Source organism: Kribbella sp. NPDC004536, from assembly GCF_042873835.1.
Taxonomy (GTDB): domain Bacteria; phylum Actinomycetota; class Actinomycetes; order Propionibacteriales; family Kribbellaceae; genus Kribbella.
Genome location: NZ_JBIALY010000003.1, coordinates 575,584 through 593,104 on the forward strand (window position 1 = coordinate 575,584; position 17,521 = coordinate 593,104).

A 17,521-nucleotide genomic window follows, 5' to 3' on the forward strand; every position below is an offset into this window, starting at 1 on the left:
GCTAGGGTGAGAAGCCTGTTGACGAGAGGAAGGTGACCACGATGCCGGACCGGCTGACGTCGCTCGATCTCACCTTTCTCAAGGCCGAGTCGCCGGCCACCCCGATGCACGTCGGGACGGTGGACATCTTCGAGCCGCCGGTGCACGGTGACGAGGGGTTCGACTACGAGAGCCTGGTGGCGCTGATCCGGGACCGGATCGCGTTCGTGCCGCGGTACCGGCAGCGGGTCCAGCAGGTCCCCGGCCGGTTCGCGGGGCCGGTCTGGGTGGACGACGAAGAGTTCGACATCACCTTCCACGTCCGGCGGTCCGCGCTGCCCCGGCCGGGGACGCACGCGCAGTTGCTGGAGCTGGTCGCCCGGATCATGTCCCGGCGGCTCGACCGGGCCCGCCCGCTGTGGGAGATGTACCTGGTCGAGGGCCTGCAGGGCGACCGGTTCGCGATCATCGCGAAGTCCCACCAGGCGCTTGTCGACGGCAACAGCACGGTCGACATCGGCCAGGTCGTGCTGGACGCGACCGCCCATCCGAACGAGACCCCCACCGACACCTGGCAGCCCGAGCACCCGCCGTCCGCGCTGGAGCTGCTCGCGGGCGTGTTCGCCGACGCCACCAGGAACCCGACCGCCGTGCTGGAGCTGGCGCGCGCCGAGATGACCAGCCTGACCGGCTCCAGCTCGGTCCGCGAGGTGATCGGCGACGTGGTCGGCTCGCTGGTCGCGCAGCGGCACGCGCAGGAGAGCTCGCTGCATGTGAAGACGTCCGGCCAGCGCCGGTTCACCACAGTGCAGACCGACCTGGAGGACTACCGGACCATCCGCGCGGCGCACGGCGGCACGGTCAACGACGTCGTCCTCGCGGTGGTCGCGGGCGCGTTCCGGGCCTGGATGATGACCCGCGGTGAGGGCGTCGGCCCGACCCGGAGCGTCCGGGCCGTGGTCCCGGTCAGCATCCGCGACGACGAGGACGAGGAACCGACCTCGCTCGGCTCCCGGGTGATCGCCTCCAGCGTGAACCTCCCGGTCGGCGAGAACTCCCCGGTGATGCGGCTGCACCAGATCTCGTACCAGACCAAGGTGCACAAGGACACCGGTCGCGCGGTCAGCGCCCGCTCGCTGGTCGGTATCGCCGGGTTCGCGCCGACCACGCTGCACGCGCTCGCCGCCCGGGTCGCGACCACAACGGTCCGGCCGATCGACGACGTGGTGATCACCAACGTCCCAGGTCCGCAGTTCCCGCTGTACGCGCAGGGCGCCCCGATGCTCGCGTCGTACCCGGTGGTTCCACTGATGCCCGGGCAGGGCCTGTCCGTCGGCGTCACGTCGTACGACGGGAAGGTGTACTACGGTCTCAACGCGGACCGCACGGCCATGCCGGACCTCGCCGTTTTCGCCCAGTGCGTGACCGACGCGCTGGACGAACTGCTGGAGACGACCAGGGGCAGCCGGAACCGGGCCTCCCGCGGCCGGAAGAAGCCTCGCACCACCAAGAAGGCGGGTTCATGAGGGTCTACGTACCGTCCACGCTCCGGTTGCTGAGCGCGGCGTGCAACGCCGGCGAGATCGGCCCGGCGCCGCTCACGGTGTACGCGGTCACGCCCGCGCTGCGGGAGTGGTACGCCGAGGGCGACGACGAGGAGCTGGAGTACGCCGCGATGGCACAGGCCGCCCGCGCCTCGGTGGGACTGCTCGCCGCGGATCCGGGTACCAGTCGCAGACGGGTGGTGATCGCGGCCGAGGTCAGCGCCGTACCGCCGGCCGACGGGTCGGTGGAGCTCGGTGACGCCCGGCTGGAGCTGCACGTGGTGATCCCGTGGCGCTCGGTGGCCTCGGTGCACCTGGACGCGGTCCAGGCGACCACGGTGATCGGCAAGGCCGCGGACCTGTGGGAAGCGGCTCAGGACGGTGACGACGACGCGGTGTTCGCCCTGGATTCGTGCGAAGGTGAAGACCTGATGTGGTACGCGACACAGGAGATCCCCGATCTGCTCGCGGCGGAGGGGCCGCGTGGCGGTCTGAGCTGACAGGGAGCTGATGGCGATGCAGGCGATCTGGAAGGGGGCCATCTCGTTCGGGATGGTGACGATCCCGATCAAGGTGTTCTCCGCGACCGAGGAGAAGGACATCTCGTTCCGCCAGGTGCACGTCGCCGACGGGGGGCGGATCAAGTACAAGCGGATCTGCTCGATCGACGGTGAAGAGGTGCCGTACTCCGACATCGGCAAGGGGTACGAGATGCCGGACGGCCGGATGGTGGTGCTGGACTCGGACGACTTCGCCGACCTGCCGCTGTCCAGCAAGAAGGTCATCGACGTGCTCGAGTTCGTCCCGTCGGACCAGGTCGACCCGCTGTACCTCGGCAAGTCGTACTACCTGGCCGCCGACGGCGGCCCCGGCGCGAAGCCGTACGTACTGCTCCGGGACGCCCTCGACGGCTCCGAGCTGTACGCGCTGGTCAAGGTCGCGCTGCGGTCCCGGGAGAGCCTCGGCCTGCTCCGGACCGTCGACGACGTGCTGGTGCTGCAGGTGATGCTCTGGCCGGACGAGATCCGGGACAAGTCGTTCGCGGCGCCGCCGGAGGACGTGGAGATCCGGTCCCAGGAGAAGGCGATGGCGTCGTCGTACATCGACACGCTGCGCGGCGAGTTCGACCCGGACCAGTATCACGACGAGTACCGCGAGGCCCTGGAGAAGGTCGTCGAGGCGAAGGCGGAGGGCGTACCGCTGCCGGAGTCCGACGAGGAGGAGGGCACCGACGGGGCCGAGGTCGTCGACCTGGTGGCCGCGCTGCGGGCCTCCGTCGAGGCCGCGAAGGCACGTCGTGCGGGTGGTGGTGAACCGGCCGCTGCGAAGAAGGCTCCCGCCAAGAAGGCTGCGGCCGCCAAGAAGGCGCCAGCCAAGAAGGCTGCCGCTGCTAAGAAGACCCCTGCGAAGAAGACCGCAGCGAAGAAGAAGGCGTCATGAGCGAGCGCACCGAGATCCCTGCCGATATCTCGGAGGTCCCGGTGGACCCGGGACACGCCGTGGTGGCCCCGGGGGCGTACCTGCTCGAGCTGATCCCGATCCCGGTCGCGGATGTCGACCGGGCGAAGGCGTTCTACACCGACCAGGCCGGATTCGTGTGCGACGTGGACGTGACGCCGGCGGACGGGGTCCGGATCGTGCAGCTCACGCCGCCCGGTTCGTACTGCTCGATCTCGCTGACGACCGGGCTGCCGCAGCTGCAGATGGCGCCCGGTTCGCAGCGCGGCCTGCACCTGGTCGTGAGGGACATCGAGGCGGCCCGCGCGGAGCTGCTCGGGCGCGGCGTCGAGGTGAGCGCGACCGAAGACCTCGGCGGCGTGTTCTACGCCTGGTTCGAAGACCCTGACGGCAACACCTGGGCGCTGCAACATATGCCGTGGCGGAAGTAATTCAGCTGCGTTCGTGGTTGACGGTCCTGGCGTGGCACCATGCTGGTGTCACGCCAGGCCATCCGCACCGGGTGTGACCCCAGTACGGTCCACCACACGATCGAGGAGTCCTGCCGCATGGATGCCGTCACCGCTGTACCGACGCCCGCCAACGAGCCTGTGAAGGGTTATGCGCCCGGTTCGGCCGAGCGCGCGAGCCTGGAGGCGAAGCTCAAGGACTTCACCGCGGCCGGGTCGATCGACCTGACCTGCACGATCGGCGGCGAGCAGAAGCTGGGCGGCGGTACGCCGATCGAGGTCGTCCAGCCGCACCGGCACGCCCAGGTACTCGGCACGCTCGGTAACGCGACCGAGGCGGACGGTCGCGCCGCGGTCGACGCGGCGCTGGCGGCGGCGCCGGCGTGGCGGTCGCTGTCGTTCGACGACCGGGCCGCGATCTTCCTCAAGGCGGCCGACCTGCTGGCCGGCCCGTGGCGGGACACGCTGAACGCGGCCACCATGCTCGGCCAGTCGAAGACGATCCAGCAGGCCGAGATCGACGCGGCGTGCGAGCTGATCGACTTCCTCCGGTTCAACGTGGCGTTCGCGCGGCAGATCGTCAGCGACCAGCCGATCTCGTCGCCGGGCGTCTGGAACCGGGTGGACTACCGGCCGCTCGAGGGCTTCGTGTACGCGATCACCCCGTTCAACTTCACCGCGATCGCCGGCAACCTGCCGACCGCACCCGCGCTGATGGGCAACACCGTGGTGTGGAAGCCGTCGCCGACGCAGCAGTTCGCGGCGCACTGGACGATGCGGCTGTTCGAGGCCGCCGGACTGCCGGCCGGCGTGATCAACCTGGTCACCGGCGACGGCATCGATGTTTCGAAGGCGGCGCTGACGCACCCGGACCTCGCCGGGATCCACTTCACCGGCTCCACGAAGACGTTCCAGTCGCTGTGGGCCACGGTCGGTACGAACATCGCGTCGTACAAGACGTACCCACGGCTCGTCGGCGAGACCGGCGGCAAGGACTTCATCCTCGCGCATCCGTCGGCCGACCCGGCGGTGCTGAAGACCGCGATGGTGCGCGGCGCGTTCGAGTACCAGGGCCAGAAGTGTTCGGCCGCGTCGCGTTCCTACGTGCCGCGCTCGGTGTGGAACCTGATCAAGGACGACATCGCCGCCGAGACCGAGTCGCTGACGATGGGTGACGTGACCGACCTGTCGAACTTCATCGGTGCGGTGATCGACGACCGCGCGTTCGCCAAGCACAAGGCGGCGCTGGACCGGGCCCGGTCGGTCGACTCGATCGAGGTCGTTGCCGGTGGCACCTATGACGACAGCGAGGGGTACTTCGTCCGCCCGACGCTGCTGGTCTCCGGCGACCCCACCGACGAGATCTTCACGACCGAGTACTTCGGCCCGATCCTCGGCGTGCACGTGTACGACGACGCGGACTACGGATCAGTGATGAAGGGCATGGAGCACTCGGCGCCGTACGGTCTGACCGGCGCGGTGATCGCCCAGGACCGGCACGCGATCGCGGAGGCCGCCGACTACCTGCGCTTCGCGGCCGGCAACTTCTACGTCAACGACAAGCCCACCGGCGCCGTCGTCGGCCAGCAACCCTTCGGCGGCGCCCGAGCCTCCGGCACCAACGACAAGGCAGGCTCCATGTGGAACCTGATCCGCTGGGCCTCCCCCCGCTCCATGAAGGAAACCTTCACCCCACCAACCGACTACCGGTACCCGCACCAGGGCTGAGGGCTAGGCCGACTGGTGTAGCTCCTGGGTGGGTGGGTCGACGAGGAGGGCGGAGCCGCATGTGATGCAGATCCATTCGTCTGGCTCGTCGACCAGGTAGTCCGAGGGTTCGACGCGCTCGAACGGCATCAAGGCGGCGCAGAAAGCGCAGTACTGCTCGTCTTCGGCGGGCTTCTTACGCAGGGAACTACGCATCAGAACGGGTCACCTCCGGTGCAACGCTTCTTCTCAGGTTGCCACCGGAGGTGCCGTGGTCAGCGCAACGACACGGCCTTTACTTGCCGCTCCACTCGTGGCCGAGGTCGTGTTCCTTCTGCAGGCCGGAGCGGATCGCGTCGACCACGAACGGCTCCAGCTTCTTGCCGATCAGCGGTACGGCGACCTTCACGTCCAGGTCGATCGCCTGGACGGTCTGAGCTCCGTCCGAGCCGATCCGCGCGGTGCCTTTCAGCGTCACCGGCGTGTTGCTGATCTCGCCGGACACGTCCGCGGTCCGCGAACCGTCCGCGGCCGGCGCGTGCCAGGTCTCGGTCTGCACGACGGTCAGCGTGTCGCCGACGAACTTCCGGGCCATGTCCGGGATGTCCGTGGACTCCATCTGCCGGCTGACCCGGACCACCGTGTCGGCGCCGGACGTGCTGACCTTGACGTCGTACGACAGCGCCTTGGTCTTCTCGCAGGCCTGCTCACGGAAGGCCGTGTCCGTCACGATCGCGAACACTTCCTCGGGGGTGGCGTCGTACGACGCCGACATCTTCAGCTCCATCCCGTCATCATGGCATTACCCGCAGGTTCATTCGGAGTTGTGCCACACCCAGGTATCAGCGGCCGTCATCACACCAGCAGCCTCGAAGGCGCGTTGTACCAGCTCCTGATTCGTCTTCAAGGGCAGGTGGTCGCCGAGTTCACCGGACGCGATCAGGTGCTTGAACGCGTCGATCAGCCGGTCCTTGGCCGGCCCTTCCGAGCCCGGTGCGTACGCGTCGGCCAGCGTCTTGAGCGCGTCGTACGGCGCGTGCACGCTGTAGCCGTACTCCCGGCCCGGATCGTCGCCGCTCGGACCGTAGTCGTAGAACTCGGTGAACATGATGTCCTTCGCGGGGTCGATCGTCAGCGACAACGTGAAGATGCAGTCGTTCGGCCGATGCACCCGCAGCAGCGTCTCGCGCCTGCGGCCGTCATGTTCCTGGATCCCCGTCACCCGGCGAACGTACCCGGGCTAGGGGGCGGCGTTGAGGAGGTCTACGACCGACTGTTGGCGGGCCGCGTCGAGTTTGTCGGCTGGGCCGTACCAGCGCAGACCGTACTGGTCCATCGGTGTCCGGTCGGCCGCGTACGCGCGATCGGCCTGCTTTTGCAGGTACGCCGTGTACGGGTGATCGGGCAGCGCGGCGTTCAGCTTGCCGAGCCCGCGGACGTGCGCGCCCTTGAACGACGGGCCGTCGCCGCCGCAGTCGCCGTCCTCACACGGCTCGCGGAGAATGCCGTCCGCGGTGTGCAGCGACGCCGCGGTCGTCGACGCGTCCGCCAGCGTGCGGGCCGAGGTCAAGTACGCCGAGTTGTTCGTTGCCTTGGACAACTCGGTGAGCGCACCGATCAGCACGCCCTGGTTGTACGTCCACGCGGTCTGACCGTTGTTCTTGCAGGTGGACAGGTCGATGCCGTCGTTCACGAGGTTCGAGCCGTTGATCATCCCGCTCTGCTGGAACCACGTCCATCCGGCCTGCGCGCGTTGCAGGTACGTCGAGTCGCCCGCGACCCGGGTGTGCAGCTGCGCGTTCAGCTGGATGTACAGCGAGTTCGAGATCGCGTTCTTGTACGTCTTCGCCTCGCTCCACCAGACCCCGCCGCCGCAGGTGTTGTCCCAGTACGCGGCCATGTGGTCCGCGTCGGCACGGGCCGTCTGCAGGTAGCGCGCGTCGCCGGTCAGGTCGTACGCGGCGACCCACGCGAGCCCCCACCACCCGGTGTCGTCGATGTAGTCGTTGCGGAACTGGCCTTCGAACTGGTTCAGGTTGAGGTCGTACGTCTTCGCGATCGCGTACTTGTAGCTCTGCATGCCGCTGACCCGGATGTTGTCGATCAACGCGTTCAGCGCGTTCGCCGAGTTCCACCAGCCTGTTGTGTCGAACAGCCCGCTGGACAGGTTGTAGTCCTGCATCAGCGCGGTCGAGGCGGCCGTACGGCGGTCCCACGCGTTCCACGTCGTCCGTGCCCACGGGGTGCAGGCGATGTCCGCGCGGTCACCGGCCTTGCCGCAGGCGCGGAGTGCGCCGACGCCGAGGTTGTTCCAGTCGTCGACGTTGTACATCAGCGTGCGCCAACCGCGCTGGCCGGTCGGGATCGCGGTGTTGCCGAGCCGGCTGCCGCCGGACCAGGTACGGCCGCCGTCCATCGAGCGGTCCAGCCACACCTCGTCGCCGGGGTTGCCGTTCTCGATCGAGGCCCAGCCCATCGCGGCGTCGTCGTCGAAGTGCAGCGTGATCGTGCGGCCGAACAACGTCGTCGAGACCGCGGTCCGGTCCTTGGTGGCGAGTGCCGGGTCGCGGGCGTCGCAGTACTTGTTGCAGATCGTCGCCTGGGCGGTCATGTTCACCTCCGGCGTGGCAGGCGCCGGTGCGGGCGCGCCGAGGGGAGCGATCAGCAGAGCAAGGCTGGAAACGATTCCACCGTACATCACACGTCTCCCTGGGGCGGTAGGAAGAAAGCGGTGTCACCGAAGGTAGGCGGACGACCTCACCACGTCAAGGTCAGAACGTGAGCAGCGCGGTGAGGATCGTGGTGGCGACGACGACGGTCGCGGCGATCGCGACGCGGCGGCCGCGGGCGCGGCGGCGGGTGATCGCGGTGCGGTCGGGGCGGGTGCTGCACGGGTCGAAGCCGAGTTCGTCGGCCGGCGCCAGCACGCTGCCGAGGCGGGACAGGACCGTCCGGCGCTCAGCCTGCCGGGTCGCCTCCTCGACCACACGGCGGCGCATGAACTCCCGGTGCACCAGGCCGGTCGGCAACGGCAGCCCCGGCGGGAGCGCCTGCTGTACGACGGCGTGCGCGGCCGCCACCCGCCTCGCCCGGCTGATCGCAGGCGGGAGGATCAGGTAGGCGAGGTGGACCAGCGACCGGTAGTCGTCGAGCAGCAACGCCTCGATCAGCGGCTCTTCCCGGGTGGGCCCTTGAACAGGACCAGGGACGATCGGCGTTTCGACCGTGGCGGACATACAACTCCTCGACTCGGCGTTCCTGAGTTCCAACGAACGAATCACTGACCGGTCACGGACCCGTCGGCTAGTCTCCGTCACATGAGCGCTGGTGACGGGGTTGCGGGGCAGTGGGGCGGCGTCGACGTGCATTTCGGTGAGGAGGGCGGCCGGCTCACGTACGGCAGCTACCTCCGGCTGGCGGAGCTGCTCGACCAGCAGCGGCTGGAGTCGGACCCGCCGGCGCACGACGAGTTGCTGTTCATCACGATCCACCAGGTCTACGAGCTGTGGTTCAAGCAGAACCTGCACGAGCTGACCGCCTCCCGGGACGCGATGCTGAACGGCGAACTCTGGCTCGCCGAGCACCTGCTCCGCCGGGTACACACGATCGAGCGGGTGCTGACCCAGCAGGTCGACATCCTCGAGACGATGACCCCGCAGGACTTCGGCGAGTTCCGGCACCGGCTGTCGCCGGCGTCCGGGTTCCAGTCGGTGCAGTTCCGCGAGATCGAGTTCCTGTCCGGTTCGAAGGACCCCTCGTTCGTACGCCGCTTCCGCGGGCTGACCGAGGTCGAGAAGGAGCGCCTGCACCGCCGGCTGGAGGAGCCGACGCTCTGGGACGCGTACCTCGAGGTACTGCGCAAGGCCGGGTTCGACACCGACTCGGAGGACTCGATCCGGGACGCGCTGCGCAAGGTGGCCGGCGACCGTTCGCACTACGCCGCGATCTGGGAGCTCGCCGAGGCCCTGCTCCAGCACGACGAACTCGCCGCCGCCTGGCGCGCCCGGCACGTGGTGATGGTCGAGCGGATGATCGGCACCAAGCCCGGTACCGGCGGGTCGTCCGGCGCCAGCTACCTGCGCAGCCGGCTGGACCTGCGCTACTACCCGCTGCTGTGGAACCTTCGCTCCAACCTCTGATTTTTCAGACTCGCCGGTATCAGAACCGACCCGTCCGGAGTCCGCCCTTGTAGGGGCACATCTTCGGAGGGGGAGATTCAGATGAGTTCTACAGACGAGGGCCGTCCCGATGGGGGGATCGGGCCCGAGCCGGCCGAGGCTGTCCGCGCCGCGCTGGCCGAGGTGCTCGGTACCGGCGAGATCGACGTCCTGGCCGGTGATTCCGGGCGGATGCCGGACGGCGGACAGGTACGGCTGTTCCACGGCGCCGTACGCGGGGAGCCGAACCGGACCGCTTCGGTCGCGGTCGACGAGTCCGGCACGGTCCGGCCGCGCCGGCGGCTCGAGGCACTGGCCGGGCGGGAGTTGTTCGTACCAGCGTTGGTAGCACCCGCGACCGTCGTCGCCGGGCTCGGCGCGGACCCGGTCACGATCGACCCGCCGACGAACACGTGGGTGCTGCCGGAGTGCGTGACCGAGGACGAGACCGTCACCGTGACGATCCCGGAGTCGCGGATTCCACCCAAGGCGGACGTCTACCTGCTCGCCGACACGACCGGGAGCATGGTCTCGATCATCGGCGCGGTCCAGGCCGGGATCGGTGCGATCGTCAACGATCCCGCGTTCGCCGGGTTCGACCTCGCCTGGGGCGCCGGGAACTACAAGGACTTCCCGGTCGGTACGGGCCTCAACCCGTACGCGTTCCAGCACCAGCTCGCGCCGACGCCGGGTGTCGCCGCGGTGACCGCCGCCGTCGCCACGTGGTCCGCCGCGGACGGTTCCGACATCCCCGAGGGACAACTGTTCGCCTTGCAACAGGTCGCAACCGACCCCGCCATCGGCTGGCGGACCGACAGCAAGCGGATCGTGGTCTGGTTCGGGGACGCACCCGGACACGACCCGGTGTGTTCGGCGTTGTCCGGCGTACCGGACGTCACCGAGGCGACCGCGACCGCGGCCCTCGTCGCGGCCGGGATCACGCTGGTGGCCGTCAGTACGGACACCGGTACGGCCGGGGCGCTCGACGGCGATCCGGCGATCGGGTCGACCGACTACTCGCCGTGCCCGGTGGGTGGGAGCGCCGGCCAGGCGACCCGGATGACCGCGGCCACGCCGGGCGGTACGCACACGATCGGTGTGAACGCGAGCCAGATCGTCGGCACGCTCGTCTCGCTGATCAACGCCGCGGTCCACTCGATCGCCGACGTCCATCTGCAGCCGACCGGATCGATCGCCCAGTTCGTCACCTCGATCACGCCGCCGAGCTACGGCCCGCTGCCCGGGAACACCGCGCACACGTTGCCGTTCGACGTGACGTGGACCGGCGTCGTCGACTGCGCGGAGGACCCGCAGACGTTCACCGGAACGCTCGACGTGGTCGCCGACGGAGTCGTGGTCGCGAGCAAGCCCGTCACCGTGACGGTGCCTGCGTGCCGGTGGCATCACTCGGTCGAGATGATCTACGGCATCGAGAAGGCCGACGACGACAAGTGCCAGACGGTCGTCGACGGGAAGTACGCGACCGCGGTCACGATCTACAACCCGACGACCTGCACGGTCACCGTCGTCAAGTACTTCGCTCCGCTCGTGCTCAACGACGAGGCGGTCGGGCGGGAGCCGCGTACGGTGCCGGCCCGCCCGTTCGCGAAGCTCGAGCTCGCGCCCGGTACGGCGACGATGGACGACTGCTGCAGCCTCGAGGAGGCGGTCGGGCCGAAGAGCCCGCTGCTGCTGATCGGCGTACTGGACATCGTCGCGGACCACCCGCTCGAGGTCACGGTCACGCACACCGCGGCCGGCGACGGGCGGGCGGTCAGCTCGATCGACTCGCGGACGATCCGGCCGCGGCCGGCCTGATCCTCGGGAAAGCGTGACGAGGCCATCCACAGTGGGTGGCCTCGTTCGCTAGGCTTCGCGGGACTCTCCAGGAGGCTTGGTGAAGCTCTACTCCGACGTCGGCGGGCAGCGGTTCAGGCAGGTCCTGGGGGACCTGTTGCTGGTCGCGTGGATCTGGTTGTGCGTGGAGCTCGGCCTGCTCGTCCACCGGATGGTCGAAGCTCTCGGTGCGCCGGGCCGGATGGCGGCCGAGGCCGGCGACGGGCTGGCCGGCAACCTGCGGCAACTGTCCGAACCGATCGGCAAGGTGCCGGCGGTCGGGGACCAGCTGCGATCGCCGATCGACAGCGCGGCCGGCGCCGCGGGCAAGCTCGCCCAGGCCGGGCGGGACCAGGTGCACGCGGTGGACCAGTTGGCGTTGGTACTCGCGGGCGTGACGATCGGGCTGCCGGTGCTGTTCGCCGTACTGATCTGGGTGCCGCGCCGGATCCGCTTCGCGCGCCGGGCCCGGGCGGCCCAGAAGTTCATCGACAACGCCGCCGACCTGGACCTGTTCGCACTGCGCGCGATGGCGAACCAGCCGATGCACAAACTCGCCAAGATCTCCGACGACCCAGTCACCGCCTGGCGCGACGGCGACTCCGAGGTCATCAGAGCGCTCGCCACGCTCGAACTTCGCCGGACCGGGCTGAAACCTCCGCCGGAGGCATTGCCGGGCTAACTCTTGCTATATAGAGTTTTGCCATGACGCGTTCCCGGCGGCCCTCGGAGCAGACGATCACGGTGCTGCGTGCGCTCGCCGCGGACCCGGCCGCGTGGCGGTACGGCTACGAGCTCGGCGTCGAGGTCGGTCTCAAGGCCGGGTCGATGTACCCGATCCTGATCCGGCTGGCCGATCGTGGCCTGCTGGAAACCGAATGGGAGAACGACCCGCAGCCCGGGCGCCCGGCCCGGCATCTGTACCGGCTGACCGGCGACGGCGTACGGTTCGCGGCCGGACTGCCCGCGACGGCACCGGCTCCGCCGCTCCGACCACGACTCGCGGGGTCGTGATGGTGCTGCTGTTCGCGCCGATCGTTGCGCTGATCGTCCTCGCGGTGTCCCGTCGGCGCCTGTTCGCCGCCGTGCGCCGAACGGACTGGCCCGCCTGGATGCTGCGCGTCGCGGCCGACGGCCTGCACGGTGACCGCGAACAGTGGGGACGGGCGATGCTGGCGGAGCTGGCGTCGATCGAGGATCCGATGCAGCGGTGGCGGTTCGCGCTGAGCGCCGCTCGGGTTGCGTTGCTGCCACCGTCCCGGCGAGGGTTCCATCCGGCGCTGGTCGCCGCGATGGTGGCCGGCGGGGCGTGGGCAGGCGCGGCGGCGTTCTTCCCACGGTTGCAGGTGTTCGTCGTGGTGTTCGCGGTCCTGCTCGGTGGCTACCTGAGTTGGGCGGTCGCCGGCCGGCGGGTGCCACGGGTGGTACTGCGGTCGCCGTGGATCGTGGTCGTGTCCGTCGTACTGCTAGGGGTCGTGGCCTGCGTCGGACTCGCCGCCAGGGCCGCGTCGGCGTACCCGCGTGCCGTCGACGATCCGTTGCACCTGTTCGCGCTGGTGTTCGCCGTCGTCCTCGCCGGGTACGTCGCCCTGGCGGTCACGCCACCGCGCGCTGCCGTGTCGCAACCGGCCGGGCGGTGGGCCGGTGCCGCGGCCGGTCTGGGGGCGGTCGCAGTCTGGGTGGTGCCGATGCTGTTGAGCCGTTCTGCCGATTGGCTGTCCGGGCCGGCTGCGTGGTTGACCGTCGTCGTCGCGGTGACCGTCGCGGCCGGCTTCGCCGCCGGCATCAGCCGCTCGCCGAATGCCGGTGTGCTGGCAGGGCTCTGGACGGGCTTGGTCGGCGCGCCGCTGGTGTTCGTACTGGGACTTGCTGCGTCGCTCCACGCAGCACAGACGGCCGTTGCCGACAAGCTGACGATGGACGCGTTTCACCAGAGCGGGCTGCCGGATCTGCCGACCTACCTGGTCAGCGACGATCTCGGTGGGCTGATCCTGATGCTGGTCTGGTTGCCGTTGTGGACCACGGCGTTCGGCGCGGTCGCCGGGCTGGCCGCGGCCGCCGTACGCGAACGGACGGCGGCTTAAGTCGCACTTGAGAGTTCCTTGACGGACGGGCGGTTACGCTCTGGTACATGGCGCGGGTGCTGCTGATCGAGGACGACGATGCGATTCGGATGTCGTTGGGGAAGTCCCTGACGGCGGCCGGGCATGTCGTGTCGGCGGTGGCGGCCGGTGCGGACGGTGTCGCGGCCGTCGCGCGGGACAAGCCCGAGGTGCTGCTGCTCGATCTCGGTCTGCCGGACCTCGACGGGCGGGACGTACTCGCGATGGTCCGGGCGGTCAGCGACGTGCCGGTGATCGTGGCGACGGCGCGCGACGACGACGCGAGTGTCGTACGGCTGCTGGACGCCGGTGCGGACGACTACGTGATCAAGCCGTTCAGCGCGGCGCAGATGGACGCCCGGATCCGCGCCGTCCTGCGACGGCTCGGTCAGGAACAGCAGGGCGAATCGCTCACCGTCGAGGTCGGCGGGCTGCGGATCGACCCACGCAGCCGCGAGGTGACCGTGGACGGTCGGCCGGTGGAGCTGACGCGCAAGGAGTTCGACCTCCTGCTCGCGTTGTCCCGGCGGCCCGGGGCTGTCGTGAGCAAACGGGAACTGCTCGCGGAGGTCTGGGGGTTGCCGTGGGGCGGCGGCGACCGGACCGTCGACGTACACCTGTCGTGGCTGCGGCGGAAGCTCGGTGAGACGGCGGCCGCGCCGCGGTTCCTGCACAGCGTTCGCGGCGTCGGCATCAAGCTCGCTGTGGACCGGTGAGCATGCGCCGACGGATCCTGCTGCTCTCGGTGGGCATGACCACGCTGGTCGTACTCGCCTTCGCGGTACCGCTCATTCTTCTGCTCCGCAGTACGACGGCCAGCGAGTCCAAGGACAAGGCCCGCAACCGGGCCGAGACCGTGGCGTACTACGTCGGCGACAGGGGCCGCACGAACGCCGACATCACCGCGTACATCAACGAGCTCCCCGATGCACCCGGCAGCATCTCGGTGCGGATGGCGGACGGTACGACGCTTGGCGATCCGCCGCCTGGTGGGGTCCCGACGCCGAAGTACGTACCGGCCGAGTACGGCGACGACGACGGCGACCAGAAGGGGCCGCCGAAGCTGGGCGACGCCGAGTACCGCGACCTGGCCGGTGGTCTCGCGGTCGACGTCGGAGTCGGTACGCCGCACGGCACCGCGTCCGTCTGCCTCTTCCTGACCGATGACGAGCTGTACGCCGGCCTCACCCCGCGGCTGCTGATCCTCGTCGGCGGCAGCCTCGTCGTACTGCTGCTCAGCATCGGCGGCGCCGAACTCGTCTCCCGCCGCCTCGCCCGTCCCTTGGAAGAAACCGCCAGTACGGCCGAACGCCTCGCCCGCGGCGACAAGGACGCCCGTGCCCCGACCACCGGGCCCGCCGAAGTCGCCAAGGTCGGCTCCGCCCTGAACGGACTCGCCGACCGGATCGACGAGGTCATCGCCGTCGAACGCGAAGCCGTCGCGGACCTCTCGCACCGGCTGCGCACTCCGCTGACCGCACTCCGGCTGCAGGTCGAGGCACTACCGGACCGGGCGAGCGCCGAGGAGCTGAACACCCAGGTCAACGTGCTGGAACGAACGCTCACCGCAGTCATCAGCGCCGCCCGACGCCCGCAACGCGAAGGGCGCGTACCGCACTCCGACGCCGTCGAGGTCACCCGCCGGCGCGCCGCCTTCTGGGAACCCCTCTTCGAAGACCAAGGCCGCGAACTGGCGTTGGACCTGCCAACGAACCCGGCGCCCGTACGCTCGTCCGCCGAGGATCTCGGCGCCGCACTCGACGCCCTGGTCGAGAACGTCGTCGCCCACACCCCGGACGGCACCCCCGCCCGCATCACCCTCACCCGCACCGACACGCTCGTCCGCATTGTCGTAGCCGACGAACGCCCCGGCATCCCCCTGGGCGCAGGCGAACGAGGCCGCTCCGACCGAGGCTCCACCGGCCTCGGCCTGGACATAGCCCGCCGCTGCGCCGAAGCCGCCGGCGGCACCCTGACCCTCCACCGCAACGAGGTTGTCCTGACGCTTGCCCCGTCCTGAGCTGAGTCTTCCAGGAAGGCTTCAGGACGGCTTCAGATCCGGGTGATAAGCAGGAGAGAGCCCTCCCATCATCATGCACCGCCGGACGGAGTCAGTCAGTGACTGAAGACGAGTGGCCATGCAGAGACTTCGACCCGACGGACGAGCCCCGGCTGCAGGATCAATTCGCCGTCTACAGGCAACTCCGGAGCAGGTCGCCGTTCGCTCGTTCGGCCAAGTACGGCCAAGCCGGCTGGGCAGCTGTGCCGGAGTGTGCGTGGGTGGTATCGACCTATGACGAGGTCAAGAAGGTCGCTGCCGACGATGACACCTTCTCGTCGAGGATCCGAGGAGGTCCGACGCGCCCGCATGCCGGTCCGGATCCGTTGATCCCCATCCACTTCGACCCGCCGGAACATCGGATCTACAGGGCAGGTCTCAGCAGGTTCTTCACCCATCGCGTGGTCGCATCGATGGAGGCCAGCGTCCGTCAGCTGGCGAACGAACTCGTCGTGGACCTGTTCTCGGACGCAGGGCAGGTGGATCTGGTCGCCGGATTCGCCGACCGGCTGCCGCAGCTGGTCATGTGGCGGCAGCCGCTGCTCGGCGAGCCCGCACCCGTCCCCGGTGTGGTGGACTGGGTCGCTCATTTCGCCCGCTGGGTTCGCCACACGAACGATCCGACGGACGTCGGTGACACCGCCGCGCGGGAAATGTTGGACTATGTGTCTGCGGTATTCGAACAGCGGCAGCAAAATCCTCAGCAGGACATACCGACCAAGCTCCAGGATTCCGCGTTGAGTCCGGAGGAGCAAGTGAGCGCCCTTTGGTTTCTGTGGAAGGCCGGTACGGAGACACCGTCGGCGGCCCTGGCCGCCATCTTGCACCTGTTGATTCGCGACCAGGAGTTGTGGCGATGTCTGCGGGATCAACCGTCGCTGATCCCGTCCGCCGTCGAGGAGTTCCTGCGTTTCATCGGCGTCGTTCACACCGGCCAGCGATTCGTTCGCCGTGCCACCCGCTGGAACGGGCACGACATCAGCGAAGGTGACTTCATCATGCTGCTCTGGGCATCGGCTAATCGTGACGAACGCGCGTTTCCCGATGCTGACCGTCTTGTCGTCGACAGGCAGCCCAACGATCATGTCGCCTTCGGATCAGGACGCCATCATTGTCTCGGGGTTCACCTCGCGAGGCTCGAATTGAGGATCGCCATCGAGGTGTTTGTTCAACAGGTGCAATCGGCGCACCTGGTTGAAGGGTTTGTGCCGCGCTGGAAAATGGCCGGTGTCGGCAGGCGGCTGCAAACCTTACCAGTGCAGCTCGTGCTTCAGTCGGTCAACCAATAGCTCATCGGCGAGGTCTGCGAATGTCTGTGTTGGTTACTGGGAGCGCCGGTCTCATCGGCGAACGCGTGGTTCGCGCCCTGTCGGATCGCGGGGCCGACGTTATCGGTGTGGACCCCGCGGAACCGGCGAGGCAGTCCGCCGATTGTCTTCAGATCGTCGGCGACGCGGGCGACCTGGATCTTGCGCTGAGGATCATGGATCAACATGGCGTTGACACGCTGATAGTCCTCGGATACGTCATGCATCAGCTGTTCGAACCGGACTTCCGGGACATGTCCGCAGCGATCAGGGCGAATGTCCTCGGCATCGCGAACCTCTTCGAGGCGGCCGTGAAACTGAACCTGCGAAGGGTCGTGCTCGCCAGCAGCATCGGTGTCTACGGTCCCCAGGAGCGTTACGGCAATCGTCCGGTGACCGAGCAGGACTTCGTGTCGCCACCTTCGCTCTACGGTCAGCTGAAGGCGTTGAACGAGAGCGTGGCCGAGTGGTACCGCGACCACTGGTCGCTTGACGTCGTTGCGGTCCGGTCCGCGGCCGTCCTTGGATCGAGAAGCCCGCTGTGGCCCGCAGACCTTCTGAATCCGGTCGCTCGAGGGGGGACCGGTCGAGCGATTTTCAGCGCGCAGATGCCCACGAACCTGGTCTGGGTCGACGATCTGGCGCAGCTCTTCGCCGGTCTTGGACTCGCCGAGAGACTCGACCATTCTGTGTACAACGCGTCCGGATCAGAGACGACCGTCGGCGAAGTGGCCGCCATTGCCGCGGCCCAGATCCCTGGTGCCACGTTCGAGTTCCCGGCCGACGGTGAGGTGTCGCCCGGCTATCCGACCAACGTGAGCAGCTCTCGTGCTCACACCGAGTTGAACTGGACGCCGCTGCCACTCGAATCGGCTGTAGGCATGCATCTGGAGGAGGCCGCGGCAGTCGCTCGCTGAGGACGA

Annotated in this window: 19 protein-coding genes; 14 read left to right on the forward strand and 5 right to left on the reverse strand. The window is 68.8% G+C overall.

Translation table 11 applies throughout. From position 1 onward, the window contains the following. Window positions 1–41 precede the first annotated feature (41 nt). From ACFYRU_RS27955 to pruA, 5 genes are all read left to right on the forward strand, one after another. A complete protein-coding gene (locus ACFYRU_RS27955; protein ID WP_387663734.1) occupies window positions 42–1,505 on the forward strand; it encodes a wax ester/triacylglycerol synthase family O-acyltransferase in 1,464 nt (487 codons plus the stop codon). Next, window positions 1,502–2,023, forward strand: a complete 522-nt coding sequence (locus ACFYRU_RS27960; RefSeq protein ID WP_387663736.1) for a DUF6912 family protein — start codon at window positions 1,502–1,504, stop codon at window positions 2,021–2,023. The genes ACFYRU_RS27955 and ACFYRU_RS27960 overlap by 4 nt, the downstream gene beginning before the upstream one ends. Window positions 2,024–2,039: 16 nt before the next feature. Continuing rightward, window positions 2,040–2,963 (forward strand): Ku protein, encoded by a 924-nt coding sequence (locus ACFYRU_RS27965; RefSeq protein ID WP_387663738.1) that lies wholly within the window; start codon window positions 2,040–2,042, stop codon window positions 2,961–2,963. Further along, window positions 2,960–3,412, forward strand: a complete 453-nt coding sequence (locus ACFYRU_RS27970; RefSeq protein WP_387663740.1) for a VOC family protein — start codon at window positions 2,960–2,962, stop codon at window positions 3,410–3,412. Before ACFYRU_RS27965 ends, ACFYRU_RS27970 begins: the two co-directional genes overlap by 4 nt. A 117-nt stretch (window positions 3,413–3,529) precedes the next feature. Then, on the forward strand, window positions 3,530–5,158 hold the full coding sequence (gene pruA / locus ACFYRU_RS27975) for an L-glutamate gamma-semialdehyde dehydrogenase (protein ID WP_387663742.1): 1,629 nt from the start codon (window positions 3,530–3,532) through the stop codon (window positions 5,156–5,158). A 3-nt stretch (window positions 5,159–5,161) separates the two neighbouring features. Here pruA and ACFYRU_RS27980 read toward each other — a convergent pair whose 3' ends face one another. The 5 genes from ACFYRU_RS27980 to ACFYRU_RS28000 form a co-directional block, all read right to left on the reverse strand. Next, window positions 5,162–5,353, reverse strand: coding sequence for a hypothetical protein (locus ACFYRU_RS27980; RefSeq protein ID WP_387663744.1), 192 nt, complete (start codon window positions 5,351–5,353; stop codon window positions 5,162–5,164). Window positions 5,354–5,432: 79 nt separating this feature from the next. Continuing rightward, complete coding sequence (locus tag ACFYRU_RS27985) at window positions 5,433–5,924, reverse strand: DUF2505 domain-containing protein (protein WP_387663746.1); 492 nt, start codon at window positions 5,922–5,924, stop codon at window positions 5,433–5,435. Between the two features lie 27 nt (window positions 5,925–5,951). Further along, window positions 5,952–6,359 carry a hypothetical protein gene (locus ACFYRU_RS27990; RefSeq protein WP_387663747.1) on the reverse strand — a complete coding sequence of 136 codons (408 nt, stop codon included), beginning with the start codon at window positions 6,357–6,359 and terminating at the stop codon, window positions 5,952–5,954. A gap of 18 nt (window positions 6,360–6,377) precedes the next feature. Beyond that, entirely contained in the window at window positions 6,378–7,835 is a 1,458-nt protein-coding gene (locus ACFYRU_RS27995; RefSeq protein WP_387663749.1) for a glycoside hydrolase family 76 protein, read from the reverse strand. A 73-nt stretch (window positions 7,836–7,908) separates the two neighbouring features. Further along, complete coding sequence (locus ACFYRU_RS28000; RefSeq protein WP_387663751.1) at window positions 7,909–8,373, reverse strand: hypothetical protein; 465 nt, start codon at window positions 8,371–8,373, stop codon at window positions 7,909–7,911. A gap of 81 nt (window positions 8,374–8,454) precedes the next feature. Here ACFYRU_RS28000 and ACFYRU_RS28005 point away from each other — a divergent pair, with 81 nt between their 5' ends. From ACFYRU_RS28005 to ACFYRU_RS28045, 9 genes are all read left to right on the forward strand, one after another. Beyond that, entirely contained in the window at window positions 8,455–9,276 is an 822-nt protein-coding gene (locus ACFYRU_RS28005; RefSeq protein WP_387663753.1) for a tryptophan 2,3-dioxygenase, read from the forward strand. An 81-nt stretch (window positions 9,277–9,357) separates the two neighbouring features. Next, the gene (locus tag ACFYRU_RS28010) at window positions 9,358–11,112 is read left to right on the forward strand and encodes a hypothetical protein (protein ID WP_387663755.1); all 1,755 of its coding nucleotides are present in this window, start codon (window positions 9,358–9,360) and stop codon (window positions 11,110–11,112) included. 79 nt (window positions 11,113–11,191) lie between these two features. Then, the gene (locus tag ACFYRU_RS28015) at window positions 11,192–11,812 is read left to right on the forward strand and encodes a hypothetical protein (protein WP_387663757.1); all 621 of its coding nucleotides are present in this window, start codon (window positions 11,192–11,194) and stop codon (window positions 11,810–11,812) included. Window positions 11,813–11,835: 23 nt separating this feature from the next. Next, a complete protein-coding gene (locus ACFYRU_RS28020; RefSeq protein WP_387663759.1) occupies window positions 11,836–12,144 on the forward strand; it encodes a PadR family transcriptional regulator in 309 nt (102 codons plus the stop codon). After that, complete coding sequence (locus ACFYRU_RS28025; RefSeq protein ID WP_387663761.1) at window positions 12,144–13,214, forward strand: hypothetical protein; 1,071 nt, start codon at window positions 12,144–12,146, stop codon at window positions 13,212–13,214. The genes ACFYRU_RS28020 and ACFYRU_RS28025 overlap by 1 nt, the downstream gene beginning before the upstream one ends. A 47-nt stretch (window positions 13,215–13,261) precedes the next feature. Continuing rightward, window positions 13,262–13,948, forward strand: coding sequence for a response regulator transcription factor (locus ACFYRU_RS28030; RefSeq protein WP_387663762.1), 687 nt, complete (start codon window positions 13,262–13,264; stop codon window positions 13,946–13,948). Between the two features lie 2 nt (window positions 13,949–13,950). Then, window positions 13,951–15,252, forward strand: a complete 1,302-nt coding sequence (locus tag ACFYRU_RS28035) for a sensor histidine kinase (protein ID WP_387663764.1) — start codon at window positions 13,951–13,953, stop codon at window positions 15,250–15,252. Window positions 15,253–15,350: 98 nt separating this feature from the next. Next, window positions 15,351–16,580 carry a cytochrome P450 gene (locus ACFYRU_RS28040; protein ID WP_387663766.1) on the forward strand — a complete coding sequence of 410 codons (1,230 nt, stop codon included), beginning with the start codon at window positions 15,351–15,353 and terminating at the stop codon, window positions 16,578–16,580. Between the two features lie 20 nt (window positions 16,581–16,600). Next, window positions 16,601–17,515 carry an NAD-dependent epimerase/dehydratase family protein gene (locus ACFYRU_RS28045; RefSeq protein WP_387663768.1) on the forward strand — a complete coding sequence of 305 codons (915 nt, stop codon included), beginning with the start codon at window positions 16,601–16,603 and terminating at the stop codon, window positions 17,513–17,515. Window positions 17,516–17,521: the final 6 nt, after the last annotated feature.

Bases quoted from the DNA above. Each gene is read 5' to 3' on its own strand.
- ACFYRU_RS27955 (WP_387663734.1), top strand. From the start codon at position 42: ATGCCGGACCGGCTGACGTCGCTCGATCTCACCTTTCTCAAGGCCGAG.
- ACFYRU_RS28005 (WP_387663753.1), top strand. From the start codon at position 8,455: ATGAGCGCTGGTGACGGGGTTGCGGGGCAGTGGGGCGGCGTCGACGTG.
- ACFYRU_RS27965 (WP_387663738.1), top strand. From the start codon at position 2,040: ATGCAGGCGATCTGGAAGGGGGCCATCTCGTTCGGGATGGTGACGATC.
- ACFYRU_RS28030 (WP_387663762.1), top strand. From the start codon at position 13,262: ATGGCGCGGGTGCTGCTGATCGAGGACGACGATGCGATTCGGATGTCG.
- ACFYRU_RS27960 (WP_387663736.1), top strand. From the start codon at position 1,502: ATGAGGGTCTACGTACCGTCCACGCTCCGGTTGCTGAGCGCGGCGTGC.
- ACFYRU_RS28045 (WP_387663768.1), top strand. From the start codon at position 16,601: ATGTCTGTGTTGGTTACTGGGAGCGCCGGTCTCATCGGCGAACGCGTG.
- ACFYRU_RS27995 (WP_387663749.1), bottom strand. From the start codon at position 7,835: ATGTACGGTGGAATCGTTTCCAGCCTTGCTCTGCTGATCGCTCCCCTC.
- ACFYRU_RS27980 (WP_387663744.1), bottom strand. From the start codon at position 5,353: ATGCGTAGTTCCCTGCGTAAGAAGCCCGCCGAAGACGAGCAGTACTGC.
- ACFYRU_RS28035 (WP_387663764.1), top strand. From the start codon at position 13,951: ATGCGCCGACGGATCCTGCTGCTCTCGGTGGGCATGACCACGCTGGTC.
- pruA (WP_387663742.1), top strand. From the start codon at position 3,530: ATGGATGCCGTCACCGCTGTACCGACGCCCGCCAACGAGCCTGTGAAG.
- ACFYRU_RS28000 (WP_387663751.1), bottom strand. From the start codon at position 8,373: ATGTCCGCCACGGTCGAAACGCCGATCGTCCCTGGTCCTGTTCAAGGG.
- ACFYRU_RS27970 (WP_387663740.1), top strand. From the start codon at position 2,960: ATGAGCGAGCGCACCGAGATCCCTGCCGATATCTCGGAGGTCCCGGTG.
- ACFYRU_RS28010 (WP_387663755.1), top strand. From the start codon at position 9,358: ATGAGTTCTACAGACGAGGGCCGTCCCGATGGGGGGATCGGGCCCGAG.
- ACFYRU_RS28020 (WP_387663759.1), top strand. From the start codon at position 11,836: ATGACGCGTTCCCGGCGGCCCTCGGAGCAGACGATCACGGTGCTGCGT.
- ACFYRU_RS27985 (WP_387663746.1), bottom strand. From the start codon at position 5,924: ATGGAGCTGAAGATGTCGGCGTCGTACGACGCCACCCCCGAGGAAGTG.
- ACFYRU_RS28025 (WP_387663761.1), top strand. From the start codon at position 12,144: ATGGTGCTGCTGTTCGCGCCGATCGTTGCGCTGATCGTCCTCGCGGTG.